Origin of the sequence: Phnomibacter ginsenosidimutans (assembly GCF_009740285.1) — a bacterium.
In the GTDB taxonomy this organism is placed as follows: Bacteria; Bacteroidota; Bacteroidia; order Chitinophagales; family Chitinophagaceae; genus Phnomibacter; species Phnomibacter ginsenosidimutans.
Genome location: NZ_CP046566.1, coordinates 2,066,884 through 2,082,512, shown reverse-complemented (window position 1 = coordinate 2,082,512; position 15,629 = coordinate 2,066,884). Strand labels below are relative to the sequence as shown.

Annotated in this window: 15 protein-coding genes; 3 read left to right on the top strand and 12 right to left on the bottom strand. The window is 44.5% G+C overall.

Going from position 1 to position 15,629, the window contains the following annotated elements; genetic code table 11:
- The first annotated feature begins 13 nt into the window (after nucleotides 1-13).
- Nucleotides 14-1,036, top strand: a complete 1,023-nt coding sequence (locus GLV81_RS09090; protein WP_157478587.1) for a PorP/SprF family type IX secretion system membrane protein — start codon at nucleotides 14-16, stop codon at nucleotides 1,034-1,036.
- A gap of 17 nt (nucleotides 1,037-1,053) precedes the next feature.
- On the opposite strand, the gene GLV81_RS09085 is transcribed toward GLV81_RS09090, so the two are convergent.
- The 7 genes from GLV81_RS09085 to GLV81_RS09060 all read right to left on the bottom strand — a co-directional run bounded on the left by GLV81_RS09085 (nucleotide 1,054) and on the right by GLV81_RS09060 (nucleotide 7,860).
- Complete coding sequence (locus GLV81_RS09085; protein ID WP_157478586.1) at nucleotides 1,054-1,482, bottom strand: hypothetical protein; 429 nt, start codon at nucleotides 1,480-1,482, stop codon at nucleotides 1,054-1,056.
- A gap of 52 nt (nucleotides 1,483-1,534) precedes the next feature.
- The gene (locus tag GLV81_RS09080; RefSeq protein WP_157478585.1) at nucleotides 1,535-2,545 is read right to left on the bottom strand and encodes an isoaspartyl peptidase/L-asparaginase family protein; all 1,011 of its coding nucleotides are present in this window, start codon (nucleotides 2,543-2,545) and stop codon (nucleotides 1,535-1,537) included.
- 189 nt (nucleotides 2,546-2,734) lie between these two features.
- Nucleotides 2,735-3,781 carry a hypothetical protein gene (locus GLV81_RS09075; protein ID WP_157478584.1) on the bottom strand — a complete coding sequence of 349 codons (1,047 nt, stop codon included), beginning with the start codon at nucleotides 3,779-3,781 and terminating at the stop codon, nucleotides 2,735-2,737.
- Nucleotides 3,711-4,079, bottom strand: a complete 369-nt coding sequence (locus GLV81_RS09070) for a hypothetical protein (protein WP_157478583.1) — start codon at nucleotides 4,077-4,079, stop codon at nucleotides 3,711-3,713. The genes GLV81_RS09075 and GLV81_RS09070 overlap by 71 nt, the downstream gene beginning before the upstream one ends.
- A 35-nt stretch (nucleotides 4,080-4,114) precedes the next feature.
- A complete protein-coding gene (locus GLV81_RS20225; protein WP_246186347.1) occupies nucleotides 4,115-4,615 on the bottom strand; it encodes a DNA gyrase C-terminal beta-propeller domain-containing protein in 501 nt (166 codons plus the stop codon).
- A 1-nt stretch (nucleotide 4,616) separates the two neighbouring features.
- Entirely contained in the window at nucleotides 4,617-6,728 is a 2,112-nt protein-coding gene (gene gyrA, locus GLV81_RS09065; protein ID WP_246186346.1) for a DNA gyrase subunit A, read from the bottom strand.
- 127 nt (nucleotides 6,729-6,855) lie between these two features.
- The gene (locus tag GLV81_RS09060; protein WP_343030622.1) at nucleotides 6,856-7,860 is read right to left on the bottom strand and encodes a glycosyltransferase; all 1,005 of its coding nucleotides are present in this window, start codon (nucleotides 7,858-7,860) and stop codon (nucleotides 6,856-6,858) included.
- Between the two features lie 199 nt (nucleotides 7,861-8,059).
- On the opposite strand from GLV81_RS09060, the gene GLV81_RS09055 reads away from it, so the two are divergent.
- Both GLV81_RS09055 and GLV81_RS09050 read left to right on the top strand, forming a co-directional pair.
- The gene (locus tag GLV81_RS09055) at nucleotides 8,060-8,893 is read left to right on the top strand and encodes an FkbM family methyltransferase (protein WP_157478581.1); all 834 of its coding nucleotides are present in this window, start codon (nucleotides 8,060-8,062) and stop codon (nucleotides 8,891-8,893) included.
- A gap of 21 nt (nucleotides 8,894-8,914) precedes the next feature.
- Nucleotides 8,915-9,925 (top strand): L-threonylcarbamoyladenylate synthase, encoded by a 1,011-nt coding sequence (locus tag GLV81_RS09050; protein WP_157478580.1) that lies wholly within the window; start codon nucleotides 8,915-8,917, stop codon nucleotides 9,923-9,925.
- A gap of 76 nt (nucleotides 9,926-10,001) precedes the next feature.
- Here the strand turns inward: GLV81_RS09050 and tpiA are convergent, their stop codons facing one another.
- The 5 genes from tpiA to GLV81_RS09025 form a co-directional block, all read right to left on the bottom strand.
- Complete coding sequence (gene tpiA / locus GLV81_RS09045; RefSeq protein ID WP_157478579.1) at nucleotides 10,002-10,769, bottom strand: triose-phosphate isomerase; 768 nt, start codon at nucleotides 10,767-10,769, stop codon at nucleotides 10,002-10,004.
- Nucleotides 10,770-10,851: 82 nt separating this feature from the next.
- Nucleotides 10,852-11,997, bottom strand: coding sequence for a putative sugar nucleotidyl transferase (locus GLV81_RS09040; RefSeq protein WP_157478578.1), 1,146 nt, complete (start codon nucleotides 11,995-11,997; stop codon nucleotides 10,852-10,854).
- A 131-nt stretch (nucleotides 11,998-12,128) separates the two neighbouring features.
- A complete protein-coding gene (locus GLV81_RS09035) occupies nucleotides 12,129-12,377 on the bottom strand; it encodes a type B 50S ribosomal protein L31 (RefSeq protein ID WP_157478577.1) in 249 nt (82 codons plus the stop codon).
- Nucleotides 12,378-12,499: 122 nt separating this feature from the next.
- Entirely contained in the window at nucleotides 12,500-12,991 is a 492-nt protein-coding gene (locus GLV81_RS09030) for a YajQ family cyclic di-GMP-binding protein (protein ID WP_157478576.1), read from the bottom strand.
- A gap of 109 nt (nucleotides 12,992-13,100) precedes the next feature.
- Nucleotides 13,101-15,560, bottom strand: a complete 2,460-nt coding sequence (locus GLV81_RS09025) for a TonB-dependent receptor (protein ID WP_197429051.1) — start codon at nucleotides 15,558-15,560, stop codon at nucleotides 13,101-13,103.
- Nucleotides 15,561-15,629: the final 69 nt, after the last annotated feature.

Below are 15,629 nucleotides of genomic sequence, written 5' to 3'. Positions count from 1 at the left end.
AAAAAGCAGCTTAATGAACAGGATAAAAACAGTTGCACTGGTATTGTTGGCTTTAGTTTGTAACCAACTGGTACAGGCACAGCAAAGGCCACACTATACTCAGTACATACTGAACAATTACATCATTAACCCCGCTGTAGCTGGTATTGAAAATTACACAGATATCAAGATCAGTCACCGTCACCAGTGGGTGGGTATATTGGATGCACCTGTTACCACGTATGTCACCGTTCATGGTTCTATTGGTAAAGAAGATAGCCGCACTAACCCCACAACTTTTTCACCAGAAGGAGAAAACCCCAGGGGAAGAGCCTATTGGGAATCTTACACATCCGCTAAGCCGCACCATGGTTGGGGCTTTACCATGATTAATGATCGTACAGGTGCCTTAAACCGTTTTTCGGCCTATGGCACATATGCGTATCATTTGGGAATCGGGCCACGCACCAGCTTGTCCGGCGGTATCAGTGTTGGGGTCACCAACAATTCCCTAAACACTTCCAAACTCTTATTTGATAATCCCATCGACCCGGCAGTGGCATCAAGCGGTTATCTCAACAAACTCAGACCCGATGTAAATGCAGGTTTGTGGTTGTACAGTGCCGATTTTTTTGCTGGTATTTCTGCACAACAAATCATGAATCAGGGACTGGAGTTTTCGGGTAACACACTGACCACCAATGCCAAATCATATCCGCACTTATTTTTTACTGCAGGATATAAATTGTATGCCGGCGAAGATTTCAGTATTATTCCATCGGCAGTTATCCGATATGTAGATCCACTGCCATTGGGCGTAGATTTAAATGTGAAAGCCCAATACAGAGACAGAATCTGGTTAGGCGCTGGTTATCGGGTAAACGATGGTTTGAGTGCGATGTTGGGGGTGAACATATCCAATGTCTTCAATATTGGATATGCTTATGATTACACCACTTCACCCTTACAAAACTTTACCAAGGGTACCCATGAAATTGTACTTGGCTTTATGCTTGGCAATAAATGGGGCGACTTATGCCCCCGAAATCTTTGGTAATCAAAAGGTTACACAGATTATTTTTTCTGCAAATCCAGATTGTACACCACACCATTTTCCGTTCGGGTTGATTTGACGGAGGTTAAAGTTGTACGGGTAATGTTCCAAACACCTGTTAGTTTACTGAGCGGTGCCGGTCCGTTAGGAAAAGCTGATGTAATGGTCATTGCTGCAGCGTCTCCTTTCCAGGTGCCTGCAGCGTCAGGCTGACCAGCTATTCTACCATAAACAGTGAGGTCTTTGTTGAACTTAAAATCGTAGCCATTGAAAAGTGCTGTTTGGTCAGTACCATTTTCGCTGTATAATGTTATTACCCATAAGTTATTGGTTATCAGGCTTACTACGAAATCTTCCTGCGCATTCTCAATTGCCTTTTTGCAGTTCCAGCTTGGAACCAATAGTACTCCAAGAAGAGCAACGGATAAATATTTTCTCCAACGTAACATAACCTTCATTTGGGTAAGAGTAAGATAAGTGGAAATCTTTAAAGTTCAAACATTAGCTTTTGGGCAACAGGGCAGGAGACTGAATTACTTTTTCACCTTGCTGGTTCCGTTGCGCCATTGTAAAATCACCATTTAATGAGTAGCAACCTGTTTCACCTTTTTTGTTTAATGCAATAAATCCTATCTGCAATTTTCTAGCCAAGGTCTCACCACGTGCCTTTACCAATCGCTTTACGGCTTCTTTACAAGCATCGGCAGGCGAGTAGCCATGGCGCATATATTCTACCACACTATGGCTGCCACAAACCCGTACCACTTCTTCACCAACACCTGTAGCAGTTGCACCACCCACTTCATTATCAACGTATAAGCCAGCGCCAATAATAGGTGAATCACCAATTCGACCTTGCATTTTGTATGCCATACCACTGGTAGTACAGGCTCCTGAAAGATTTCCATGTTGGTCTAGCGCCAGCATGCCAATGGTATCATGATTGTTTTTTATACGCTCCAGTAGGTTTTCTACTGTTGTCATAGGACTATACTGTGCTGTTTTCAACCATTCTCTCCAGGCTTTTTCACTTTTTTCAGTCAGGAGATTTTCCTTTTTCATACCGTGCTCTAAGGCCAAACGCAATGCACCTTCACCCACAATTTGAACGTGAGGTGTTTTTTCCATCACCAAACGGGCCACCGTGATGGCGTGTACAATATGCTCCAGATACATAACAGAACCAATATTGAACTGATGGTCCATGATGCATGCATCAAGTGTTACCCGGCCATCACGATCAGGTAATCCTCCATAACCTACACTTTGGTCATCAGGATCGGCTTCCGGAACCATCACGCCCTGATGTACAGCATCAAGTGCATTTCCGCCATTCATTAGTACTTGCCAAGCTACCGCATTAGCTTTTACATTTGGTGCCCAAGTGCTAATCACCACTGGTGAAACTTTTCCGGTATTTAATTCTTCAGATTTTGGACTTGCATTAGCCTTATTTAATAACAAACCACTTGGGAGCAATGAAGCAAGTTGTACAAATTTTCTACGGCGCATCAATCATCAGGTTTCAGAGTGACAGAATATTTAGAATCGTGAAAATAAAACTTCAATCAACCTAAGTGACTGTATTTGTTGAAATGTTCATACTAAATGAATTTACCAATTATTGCTATAATTAATATTATGTTAAGTAGATAATTGTAAAACAAGCCGCAGGAGTGCGGCTTGTTTCTATCCTCTTTCTTAGTGAGAAATCTTTGTATAAATGGCATTCCATTTCTTCTCCTCAGCTTCAAACTTGGCTTTGTCAGCAGGAACCTTACTAGCAATTTTCTTGTCTCCGTAAATGAGAATCAGTTGGTCAACAAGACGCTTGTAGTTCTGCAACTCCATGCCTTTCAAATCGGTATGCTTTCCATAAGCTTCTGCAGATTTCAGCAAGAATGGTAAACCCTTCTCAATTTCATCATTGTAAGCTTTTTTCAGCGCATCCCGCTTATCTGTCAACTCTTTTGGAGGCGGAGGTAATTTGCCGGTTTTGTCTGGCTTGGCTGAAGCATTGGCCTTTTTAATGTCGTCAGTTACTTTGCTGATGTCCTGATTGATTTTCACACCTTTGTTTACAAAGTGGTTTCCCAAATAATAATAAGGCTTGCCATCATCAGGCTTATTGTCACCTGCCTGGCTCAAGTAGTTAATCATTTTTTGCTCCAATTCAGCGTAGTTGGTCACTGGCTTGGCATCTTCAGCATTTAGCTTATCAAACAAAATGAAACCGTAATTCTGAATCAGTTCAATGTTGGTTGGCTCCTTGGCAATTTTGGCTTCAATGCGTTTTTCCTTTTCAGCCTCATCTTCCATAGACATAATGAAGTCTATTTCGCTATAGGTAAAGTATTCACTTTTAGGATACAACTCCTTGCCTAATGCCCGGTACTTTTCAAAGTTTGCAGCATCTTCCTTACGGAAATAATAACCCATCAAAAATTGGTACACAAACTCATTGTCATCGCCACCAATCTTCTTGTCTGTCAGACGGGTGAAGTATGGGATGGCTGCGTCGTCTTTCTTGTCATTTTGAAAAGCGGCACCAGCCAGCAAGTTTGCTGAAGTATCGAATTCCATTTTAGCCAGTTTGTTGGCTATGATGAAATCGCTCCATTCAACGGTTTGCTTAAAGCTGGCAGAAGCATTAGGCCAATCCTTCTTATTGTAACCTTTAATGCCTTCGTTGAAAAAGCTGGAATAGTAAGCGATTGGCGCATTGGCATATTGAGGATCTACAATCAATGGCTTCGCTGGATCTTTGCTCCATGTACTTTTTATACGCATCGATTGACTCCTGACGAAGCTGAGTCGCCTGTGCTTCATTTGCCGGGTCATTCATAAGGTAAGCCAAAATGGTAGCTTTCAAAATATGTGCTTCTGGCTTTGCAGCATTTTTAGGCTTGGTCAGCAATTGGTCCAATTGCTCCTTAGCTTTTTTGTACTGCTGAATGGCCAGCATGTTTTTCACTTCATCAAATTGCGCCATCGCAACGGATGAAATTAACCCTGTTAGGGCCAGGCTCAATACGAAACGTTTCATGATCGAAATATTGGTTTACAATGTGTTGTTACAAATTATTCACCTGCATCCTCAGCTAAAGGAGCAGCATCATCAGGTTGGTTTTGCTCAGCGTCAGGTTCATTTGTTTCAGTCGAAATCTCTCCTGCAACGTCGGCACCTTCTTCATTCAGCAGGTTTTCCTCCTCTTCTTCTTTGGCCATTTGGGTTACAGCTGCAATGGCGTCATCATCCTCCAATCGTATCAATTTCACACCTTGTGTAGCTCTACCGGCTTCCCGAATGCTATCTACCCCCGTACGAATCGTAATGCCGCTTTTGCAGGTAATCATCAAATCTTCCTCATCTGATACGGTCAAAATTCCTACCAGGTTACCAGTCTTTTCAGTAATACTGATTGTTTTAACACCTTTACCGCCGCGATTGGTAGTCCGGTACTCGTCAATTGGTGTTTTCTTACCAAAGCCTTTTTCACTCACCACCAGAATCATGCGTTTGTCGAGGTCTTCTTTTTGAACGCAGATCATGCCAATTACTTCGTCGTTGGCATCATCCACCTCAATACCGCCAACGCCAATGGCTCCCCCTGCCGGTTGATCTAACTTTTTCCTCAGGGAAACGAATGGCACGACCTGATTGTACGGCCATCATGATTTCACTTTCCCCATTGGTCAGTTTAGCTTCCAGCAACTGGTCACCTTCTACGATAGTAATAGCATTTACACCCGTTGATCTTGGACGGCTGAAATCTTCCAGCGAAGTCTTTTTAATCACGCCTTTACGGGTACATAAAACTATGTAATGTTTCTGTACAAACTCTTTGTCGTCAAGATTGGCGATGTCGATGATTGCCCGAACCTTATCATCACCAGGCAGCTGCATCAAATTCTGAATAGCCCTGCCCTTGCTGTTCTTATCTCCTTCCGGAATTTCATACACTTTCAACCAGTACAGACGCCCTTTTTCAGTAAAGAATAACAATGTATGGTGGGTATTGGCCACAAACATATGCTCAATCCAATCTTCCTGACGGGTACGGCTACCCCGGGCACCACGGCCTCCACGGCGTTGCAATCTGAATTCGCTGGAGCTGGTTCTTTTAATGTAGCCAAGATTTGATATAGTCACCACAACGTCTTCTTGCTCAATAAGATCCGCCAAAGAAATTTCATCGGCAAGGTATTGTATTTCAGTGCGTCGGGCATCACCAAATTTCTCTTTTACTTCGAGCAATTCTGTTTTAATGATATCGTAACGCATGTCCTCATTGCCCAAAATCATATTCAAATGGTCAATGAGTTTCATGATTTCTTCATACTCTTCTTTGATCTTGTCTCGTTCCATGCCGGTGAGGCGCTGCAAACGCAAATCAAGTACGGCACGTGCCTGGATTTCAGTCATGCCGAAATTGCTGATCAAACCTTCACGGGCAATTTCCGGAGTGGCCGAGCTTCTAATCAGTTGAATCACTTCGTCCAAATGATCCAAGGCAATCAGATAACCTTGCAAAATATGGGCACGTTCTTCTGCCTTGCGCAGTTCAAACTTGGTTCTACGTACTACAACTTCATGGCGGAAGTTTACGAACTCACTAATCTGATCTCTCAGATTCAAGATTCTTGGACGGCCTCTTACCAGCGCTACATTGTTGATGCCGTATGAAGTTTGAAGTTCAGTTAACTTGTATAACTGATTGATTATTACTTGCGGAACAGCATCTCTCTTCAGGTCGAGTACAACACGGGTGCCTTCTTTAAGGTTACTTTCATTGTTAACGTTGGAGATACCTTCGATAATCTTTTCATTCACCAACTGACCAATTTTGTCGGTCAGTGTATCGCGGTTTACCTGATAAGGTACTTCGGTAATGATGATTTTATCGCGGCCCTTGTCATCGGTTTCCACTGTGGCTTTACCACGAAGTACTACCCTGCCGCGGCCTGTAAGGAATCCTTGTTTGATGCCTTCAAAACCATGAATAACACCACCAGTTGGGAAATCGGGAGCCTTTACGTATTTAATGAGCTCCTCGGCGGTAATCTCTTTGTTGTCGATATAGGCGATACAGCCATCCACCACTTCGCCAAGGTTATGCGGCATCATGTTGGTTGCCATACCAACGGCAATACCACTGGCGCCATTTACCAACAACTGCGGTATACGGGTTGGAAGAACAGTGGGTTCTTCCATACTATCGTCGAAGTTCAATTGAAAATCAACGGTTTCTTTTTCGATATCTACCAGAATGCTTTCAGCCAGCTTTTGCAGGCGGGCTTCGGTATAACGCATGGCTGCCGGTGGGTCACCATCCTGGTTACCAAAGTTACCCTGACCATCAACCAACGTGTATCGCATGTTCCAGTCTTGGGCCATCCGCACCATAGTGTCGTAAATAGACAAGTCGCCATGCGGGTGATACTTACCCATTACTTCACCCACAATACGGGCACTTTTCTTAAAAGGCTTTCCGAAATCAAGTCCCAATTCGTTCATGGCATAGAGCACACGACGGTGTACAGGTTTCAAACCATCACGTACATCGGGTAGAGCACGGCCAACGATAACCGACATCGAATAATCGATGTAAGCGGTTTTCATTTGCTCCTCAATATTGACCTGAATTATTCTGTTGAAATCGTTTGTCTGCTGTGGCAGTTGCTGATCTTCCATAAGTGTGTTTACAAGGGTGACAAATGTACCGGAAAACAGCCTTATCTGAGGGTGGATAAGTCCTTATTTTACCCACATTCTACCATACTTGAAGTACAATGAAAATCAATCAATTACACGATGCTGATTACAGCATGTTTATACCATAAAACTTGTAAAAAGCTTCTGCTACATTTTCAAAGGAAAATTCAGCCAAATCTAGCTGCATGAATCCCGACGGATTAACCTTCTTTTTGGATGCCAAAGCCTCCGACATAGCCGCGGCTAATGCAGCTGTATTGTTGAGGGGTACCAGCCAATTTCCTGGCCGGTTGTTGAGCAATTCCCGCATGGGCGGTATGTCTGAAGCAATAACCGGGATGCCGGTAGCCCAGGCTTCTATTACAACACATCCAAAGGTTTCAAAGGCCGAATAAAGGATCAGCGCTTTGCTTTGGGCCATTTCATGAACTAGTTGCTGTTGCGGTACTTCAGTTTGCCATTGTACGGCATGCCCGATGCCGAGCATGGTTGCCGCAGCTTTCAATGCGGGCCTTTCCGGGCCAATCATTACCAACAATGCCTTGGGTTTGTCGGCCAACAACTGCGCAAATGCCTGTAAAATTTGTAATGGCTGCTTTTGATGGCTGAAAGTAGAAATGTGAATCAACCTTGTACGGTCCGCAGTAGTGGCCTGTGGGGCAAAAATGCTTGTATCTACCACATTGGGTATGCGCAACACAGGTTTACCACACATGTCACGAAGTGTTTCTGCCAGATACGATGATACTGCAGAACGATTGTCGGCTGCTCTCATGGATTTGCGCCATTGCCATCTTAGCCATGGGTTGGCCTTTCTAAAGTTAGGCTGCGCTTCGGGTAGGTATTCAGTCCAGTGTTCGGAAATGTAATACGGCAGCTGCCAATGTAGTGCCAATTGATGCGCCAATAAACCAGCGTAGATAGCCACATGGGCATGAATGAGTAAAGGCTTGCCGACCGTTTTTTCTAACAGGTTGGTTTGCTCGAACATCACCCGCTGCATGGCTTTCCATTGTTGCCATTTCTGCCAAATTTTTGGTCCTTTTAAACCCAAATGAACATATACAATTGTTTCCGTGAGATGGCCTTCTACCCTTTTTTCAACCAACATTTTCCGGGTAATTTGTGCCGACTCATCGACCACGATAGTCAAAACGTGAACGGGTAATTTTGCAGCAACGGCTTTGGCATGGCGCTGGATAAAATCGCCGGCAAGAGGTTCCAATTTGTTTGGATACCAACTACATAACCACAATACATAACCTTGCTGATCGACCATCGCATTCAAAAGTATCATTATTTTTAGCCCGATGTTGCAGCAGCTTATTCAATGGTACATTGGTCGTTTTCCATTTCCTCATCGTGGGCTCAAATACTTTATACAACTGGCTAAACGCCAGCAATGGATGGACATAGATTTTGTAAAGCCACTGGGCAACGGTGTACAGCTGCATTGCAAATTGGCTGAACACATCGAACGTCAAATTTTGTGGTACGGAGGATATGAATTGCGGGAAACCAAATGGCTCATACAAGAACTCGCCACCGCAAAATGCTTTTACGATATCGGTGCCAACATTGGCTATTATGCATTGCAGGCAGCAAAATTGTATCCGCAGCTTACTGTCAAAGCATTTGAGCCCTCACCTGTGAACTTAAATCGCCTTCAGTCTAATGTTCAATTGAATCCACCGTTGCCAAATCTTGAAATAGTACCGCTGGCCATAGGAAAAGAAAAACAAACACTCACCCTTCATCAATCGGGTGCCGATAACCGCGGCATGGCAACGCTGGCGAACACCTTAACCAATGAAACATTTGATGTAGCAGTGATAGGTCTGGGTGAATGGCTGTCAGAAATGAACGCCCCGATACCCGACATAATTAAAATGGATATTGAAGGGGCAGAATGGCTGGCGCTGCAAGGCATGGAGCAGCTGATTGATGCGTATCATCCTACACTTTTGTTGGAACTCGATGACCGGCATTTGCAGGCGTTGGGTGGATCAGCCAAGCACATTAGTGATTGGCTTGAGCAAAAAGGATATGAAGCTTTTCAAATTGCAGCCTGGGAAGAATTGATTCCACTGGATTTGAGCAGCCAACCGATTGACATGGCCATATTCAAATTTGCTGGCGAATGATATTGTGGCAACTTTGCGCCAATGACTTCTTCTTCTTTTGATACAATAATCGGAACAGACATTGTTGCTGCTGCAGACTGGTTGCGTAAAGCAGAGCTTGTTGCTATTCCTACAGAAACGGTGTATGGTTTGGCGGGCAATGCCTTGAAGGAAGAAGCCGTTTTGAAAATATTTCTGGCAAAAGACCGGCCCCGTTTTAATCCGTTGATTTTGCACGTGCCGGATATTGATGCAGTTAAAAAATATGTGCTCCATATTTCACCTGTGATGAAGCTGCTGATGAATACTTTCAGCCCCGGCCCAATTACTTTTTTGTTGGATAAAAATCCTACGATTGTGAGTGATGTGGTAACGGCCGGCAGCTCAAAAGTGGCAGTACGTCTTCCTGCACATCCTGTCACCCAAGCCCTGTTGAAACAACTCGATTTTCCATTGGTGGCGCCAAGTGCCAACCGATTTGGGTATGTAAGTCCTGTTACTGCCGCCCATGTGTATGAAGGTTTACATGGGAGAATTCCTTACATATTGGATGGTGGCACGTGCACAGTGGGTGTTGAAAGCACTATAGTGGATGAAGAAGACGGACAATTGATTATCCGCAGAACGGGCAAAGTGAGTATGGAAGACATAGCCAGAATAGCAGGCGTTACACCTGTGCTGAAAACTCATGCTGAAGATCACCCTGTAGCACCCGGAATGCTCAAAACCCATTACGCAACACATACTCCTTTGTATTTGGGCAAAGCCACTGATACAAGTGCATTGGCAGCTGACAAAAGAGTGATCATCATGGGTTGGGGAAATGAAGAAGCAATAGCTGCAGCTTATCACTTTCCAGCCACAACCACATTATTGCGAGTGATTTCACTATCGAACGATTCTCGTATTGATGAAGTGGCGAGTAAGCTGTTTGCCAGCATGCGAAATGCAGACAATTTTGGTGCCGATGCTATTTTGGTAGAACCATTTCCCAATGAAGGCATCGGGCAGGCCATCAACGACAGGTTGCAACGTGCATCGGTTTTGCATTGATGCAATTTTTTAAACAATAGAAAAAACAAAGCCAGCTACTTGCGTAACTGGCTTTTTATGTTGGTTGTTGTTGTGATTATCGCTTCAGTCCTTCAATGATTTTTTCGAAGTCGGCGGCTATGAGGCTGGCACCACCCACCAAACCACCATCAACAGATGGGCAGTTGAACAGGGCTTCAGCATTGTCGGCTTTTACGCTGCCACCATACAAAATAGAAACAGAGTTGGCTACATTTTCATCATATTGCTTAATGAGCATGGCCCGCAGATGGAAATGCATGTCTTGTGCTTGTTCGATACTGGCAGTTTTTCCTGTACCAATCGCCCAGATGGGTTCGTATGCAATCACAACATTTTTCATTTGTTCAGTGCTCAAATGAAAAAGGCTTTCCTGTAGTTGTTTTTTCACATATTCATTTTGACTGCCGGCTTCACGTACTTCCAACGGCTCACCGCAGCAGAAGATGGGTTTCAAACCATATTCAAGTGCAATATTTATTTTCTGTGCCAGCAATTCGTTTGACTCACCAAATTGTTCACGGCGTTCGCTGTGGCCAATCACTACATACTCCACACCAATAGATGCCAGCATAGCGGCAGAAATTTCTCCGGTGTAAGCACCATGGTCTTTGTGGTGTACGTTTTGTGCGGCTACAGTAAAGTAGTCGTTGTTTTGGCCCACCAAATCTTTCACCATAATGAGGTATGGATAAGGCACTGCCAGTACCACCAAATGACGCTTGTCGAGGGTATGTGAAATAGCGAGTAAATCTTCTACTAATGTTTTAGCCTGCTCTTTGGTGCAATTCATTTTCCAGTTGGCGGCTGCAATAAACTTTCTCATTTGTGAAAATATGGGTTGATGATTGAATTGATTTTCGACGTTGAAATTACAAGTGAATATGGAAATGAAAGACTGACATTTATCAAGCAGAATGGTGATTGAAAACATTCGCCAACGTTTGCGCTTCCTGTTCGGTTAGCTCCTGCCCTTTCAATTGCTTCCAATTGCGGATATGTTCAAGTGCTTTTTCGAGCTGATACTTTTCATGCTGGCCCCAGCTGAAAGAGGGAACATGACCACTCGCCATACCAGCATCATGTAAACTGCAACACACTCCAATGCAACATCCGGTATTGATGCTGGTATTAATGGCGGTTCTGGAATAGTCGCCCATAATGGTGCCTGCTTTTACCCCTACTGGTATGTAACCTTGTAAGGCCTGCTGCCACACTTTCACTTCACCAGCCGTGTTTTTGATATTGCTGTTGCTGGTGCCGGCGCCCAGATTGCACCATTCGCCAATGTAACTGTCACCCAAATATCCATCGTGGGCTTTGTTGCTGTAGTTATGAATGATCGACTGTTTGATTTCGCCACCAACGGTACAGCGTTGGCCAATGCTGGTACCACCGTAAATTTTTGCGCCGGCTTTTATAACAGTGCCTTTGCCAATGTATACCGGGCCGCGAATAATGCAACCCTCCATTACGAATGCATGCTCATCAATAATGACAGGGCCATCGGTTGTATTGATAATACAAGCCTGCATACTCGCCGTTGAAGCGATGTGCAAAGTTTCCCCTATCACGGTGTTGCTTTGCCGAATCGATTCATTTGCCAACAGCAGATTGGAATCCGATAAAGTTTGCTGTATGAATGTTGGGTTTAGTTGCACCAAAGTGCTGGCTTGGTCAAAACGCTTTGCTGTTACCTCCAGTGTTTTGCCCGATGACCAAACAGGCATTTGCCCAAAAACGGGTGCCTGAGTTGTGCAAAAAGCAATGATCCCAGAGGCGTCTTCCAACACTTCGCCAGGCTTCATTTGTACAATAGCAGCGCATAGTTCAGCATTGGGCAACACTGTAGCGTCAATGCAATGATAGATAGCTGCGGCTGGTAGTACTGATGTCAAATACTTTTCTGATAATGTAGCTGTTGGAAGCTGGCTCAGCATAGCCCACCAGTTGGCCAGCGTAGTTGTACCCACTCGCAAATCGGCAATTGGCCTTGTGAGAGACAAGGGGTACAACTGTCGGCGACTGTGGGCGGTATCGTATACAACTATCATGAATACTAGCGAAATGCGGGCCAATATACTACCAATAGCGGTCACTCTTTCCAGCAGATTAGCAGATGTATAAAAATAAAAACTCCCGCCAAAGGCAGGAGTTTTTAAACAGGTAGTATGGTTCGTTAGAATTACTTCTTGGCGTATTTCTTCTTGAACTTATCAATACGACCAGCAGTATCCACCAACACGTTTTTACCAGTGTAGAAAGGGTGGCTGGTGTTTGAAATTTCCAATTTAATCAAGGGGTATTCGTTACCATCTTCCCAAGTAATGGTTTCTTTGCTGGCAGCAGTAGAGCGGCTCAGAAAAGCAGTGCCATTACTCATGTCTTTGAAAACAACGAAGCGGTAGCTCTTAGGATGAATGTCTTGTTTCATAGTATGTTTTGTTTTACAACCCGACAGCGACCGGGTTGGTTAATGGTCGGCAAAAGTAGGCCAATCAGATTGAAATGCGCAAACCTTTTTCAAGAAATTTGTAATTGCTGATTATCAGCAATTTAGCTCTTCATATTCACGAATTGAAGCGGAATGCCAAAGTTGCCGCCACGGCATTTGGCAATCACATCCTGCAGGTCGTCAATTTTTTTACCCGTCACCCGAATAATATCATCCATAATGGCAGCCTGCACTTTGGCGCCGCTGTCCTTAATCATTTTCACAATCTTCTTGGCGTCTTCCTGCTTCAGGCCATTGCGTACGGGCACTTCTTTCTTCCACACTTTGCCACTTTGAAAACCATCTTTGGTAAGGTCGAATGCCTGACCATCGAGCCCCTGCTTAATGCTGCGGCTAATGAGTACATCAATCATTTGCTCCATTTTCATATCGCTATCCGCTTCCAGCGACAGCACAAACGTTTTCTTGTCCAAATCCATCACTACATGGCTGCCTTTAAAATCGAAGCGGTTGGTGATTTCTTTACGGGTCACGTTTACGGCGTTATCCAGCGTTTGGCCGTCTACCTTGCTTACTATATCAAAACTGGGCATATCGTTTTCTTTTATTGGAGGGCAAAGATAGTCTTCTACCCTGCTGAAACGAACAGGCAGAACGGAAAACCGCCCTGCCTGCTGTAAGAATCTCAAAATGTAAATGCGATTAGTTACCGCCAGATTTTACCCGGTTTTGTTCGTCGCCGGCACCACCGTTTTTGCGGGGTGATGGTCCTTTTACCGGCTTACCAAAACGGTAGGTAAAGCTGATATTGAGTACCTGATTGTCCCACTGGTTTTTGATGCGCAAATCAATGTTCTGGTATTTTACGGTACCACGGAAATACTGCAGATCAAATGGATCACGGAAGTTGAGGCGCAATTGACCTTTGTCTTTCATCATTTTTTTGGTTACGGCAAAATTGATAACGCCCATCGACTGAGCAGTCAATACGCCTTCGAGCATACGGCTGCGGTAAAAACCACTGATTTCGCCACCCCAACCCTTTTTGAAAGTAAACTGGTTTTGAATGTTGGTCATCCAACCGTTCATATCGAGTTCGAGATAGCCACCGTTTATTTCACCGCTAAACTTGTTGTGAAAGGCATTCACATACACGTTGGTTCTCCACCACTTGGTTACGGGCACACCTGCGTTGATGCTTACACCAATCTGGCGGCTGTTGGCCACATTGTCTTTGGTAACGAATGTGGTATTGGTGGCATCATCCTGGCGAAACACTTCCGACATCATATCCGTGGTGCGGGTGTAGTTGATGGTCGTGTTAAGAAAGCCTTTGAAGCTGTGCGACAGTTCGATGTTGTGTGCAAACTGTGGTGTCAGATTAGGGTTGCCTGTTTGATATGTGTATTTATCAAGGAAGTAAATGAACGGGTTCATGTCTTCGTAGTCAGGGCGTTCAATGCGGCGGCCATAGTTCAACACAAAGCTGTGTTTTTCATTGGCTGCATATTGAACATATGCCGTAGGAAATAACTGTGTGTACGAACGGGTAAAGTCGAGTGATGAAGTTACCTGATCGCCTTTGGCATTGGTGTTTTCTGCCCGCAACCCCAACTGGCCACTCCATTTTTTGCTAAACTCTTTCGACATGTTCACGTAAGCCGCATTGATGTTTTCAGTATAAATGAAATGATTGCTGCGGTCGGTATCAATAATCCAGCTGCCGGTGCTATGGTCAAACTCTGTGTAGCGGGCATCGTTATCGGTTTTTACTATACTGGTTTTTACACCGGCCTCAAAACGAGCCTTGCCTTTCAACGGATGCGTGTAATCAACCTTGGCACTGTAGATGTTGATGGTGGATGGCAAATCGCCACGCAGGTATTCATCTTCCTGCAGTTTGCTGCCGTCTTTATCAAAAAAGTAGTTGGCAAAATGCTGATCATTCTTGTTGCGGTATTGCAGTACATCCACATCTGCAGTCAGCTCACGTCCGGTGCTGTCAAACTGGTGACGAAGGTTGGCATTGGCGCCCCAGTTTTTAAAGCGCATGTCAATTGAATTGGCCGCTTCTGTACGAGACACAAGCACATTTGACGGGTCTTTGATAAGGGTACTGTTGGTATTGCTATTGTCGCTTTTGTTGCTAAAACCAGTCAGCGTAACTCCCAAGGTCGTTTTTTTACTGGCATAGTAATCAAAACCCAGCTTCGCATTGTGCCCCATGTTTTCGCGGCGCATCTTTGCGATTTGCTCAAAATTACTCACTACTTGCTGAGTGGTCTGGTTGCGAAAGACCCGCTGCAATTCCAGCTCCTGAAAATTCTTGTTGTAATAAGACGAATAGTTGCCAAACAAATTCCACTTGTTATTGCGATAATTCAGGTTGAGGCTGTTGTTTAATTTAGGGTAAACACCCTGGCCACCCCCTACCGTAAATGAACCATTGAAACCTTTCGCCTTGTTCTTTTTGGTTTTGATATTGATGATACCAGCATTGCCGGCAGCATCGTATTTAGCGGGAGGATTGGTCATAATTTCCAATAATTCCAATTGGTTGCTTGGCAGGTTGCGCAGGTAGTTGGCCAAATCGGTGCCACTCATGTAAGTGGGTTTGCCATCAATCAATACCATTACGCCGGCCTTGCCTTTCAGGCTAATGTTGCCGTCTTTGTCTACAGTGATGCCGGGCGATTTTTCCAACACCTCCAATGCTGTGATACCTGCATTGCTGGCCTGGCCCTCTATGTTCACCACTGTGCGGTCAAGCTTTTGCTCCACCAATGGTTTTTTTACCGTTACCACTACATCTTGCAACTTTCCTGCGGCTGCTTCCAGTTCTGTGGTTCCAGCATCCTTGGTTTCTCCGGCTACAATGGTTGCTTTTGTAAATGATGGCTGATACCCTACGGCAGAAATGCGTAACAAATACTGACCAGCCAAAATTTGTTCTAGTTCGTATTGGCCTGCCGAATTGCTCACACTGAGCTTTACCAGCGATGAATCTTTAGTTTTTAATAATGCTACTGTGGCGGCGTCTACGCCCTTGCCCCCCGATTGTACCTGTCCTTTAAGTCCGCCTTTTGTGGTGGTTTGCGCCTGCAGGCCTGTAGCCAGCAATGTTGAAAATGCGATACCAAGCAGTGAGGATAATGGTTTCATGGTGTGTTGTTTTTGGTTCGTTTGATCTGATGAAATTGATTGGGCAAAGATTGGTACCTTGTATTGCTT

What these genes read in the sequence shown, in the direction of transcription:
- GLV81_RS09070 (WP_157478583.1), bottom strand. Translation starts at nt 4,079, where the DNA reads ATGAAACGTTTCGTATTGAGCCTGGCCCTAACAGGGTTAATTTCATCC.
- gyrA (WP_246186346.1), bottom strand. Translation starts at nt 6,728, where the DNA reads ATGGAAGATCAGCAACTGCCACAGCAGACAAACGATTTCAACAGAATA.
- GLV81_RS09030 (WP_157478576.1), bottom strand. Translation starts at nt 12,991, where the DNA reads ATGCCCAGTTTTGATATAGTAAGCAAGGTAGACGGCCAAACGCTGGAT.
- tpiA (WP_157478579.1), bottom strand. Translation starts at nt 10,769, where the DNA reads ATGAGAAAGTTTATTGCAGCCGCCAACTGGAAAATGAATTGCACCAAA.
- GLV81_RS09080 (WP_157478585.1), bottom strand. Translation starts at nt 2,545, where the DNA reads ATGCGCCGTAGAAAATTTGTACAACTTGCTTCATTGCTCCCAAGTGGT.
- GLV81_RS09085 (WP_157478586.1), bottom strand. Translation starts at nt 1,482, where the DNA reads ATGTTACGTTGGAGAAAATATTTATCCGTTGCTCTTCTTGGAGTACTA.
- GLV81_RS09040 (WP_157478578.1), bottom strand. Translation starts at nt 11,997, where the DNA reads ATGATAGTTGTATACGATACCGCCCACAGTCGCCGACAGTTGTACCCC.
- GLV81_RS09025 (WP_197429051.1), bottom strand. Translation starts at nt 15,560, where the DNA reads ATGAAACCATTATCCTCACTGCTTGGTATCGCATTTTCAACATTGCTG.
- GLV81_RS09035 (WP_157478577.1), bottom strand. Translation starts at nt 12,377, where the DNA reads ATGAAACAAGACATTCATCCTAAGAGCTACCGCTTCGTTGTTTTCAAA.
- GLV81_RS09090 (WP_157478587.1), top strand. Translation starts at nt 14, where the DNA reads ATGAACAGGATAAAAACAGTTGCACTGGTATTGTTGGCTTTAGTTTGT.
- GLV81_RS09055 (WP_157478581.1), top strand. Translation starts at nt 8,060, where the DNA reads ATGTTGCAGCAGCTTATTCAATGGTACATTGGTCGTTTTCCATTTCCT.
- GLV81_RS09060 (WP_343030622.1), bottom strand. Translation starts at nt 7,860, where the DNA reads ATGTTGGTTGAAAAAAGGGTAGAAGGCCATCTCACGGAAACAATTGTA.
- GLV81_RS09050 (WP_157478580.1), top strand. Translation starts at nt 8,915, where the DNA reads ATGACTTCTTCTTCTTTTGATACAATAATCGGAACAGACATTGTTGCT.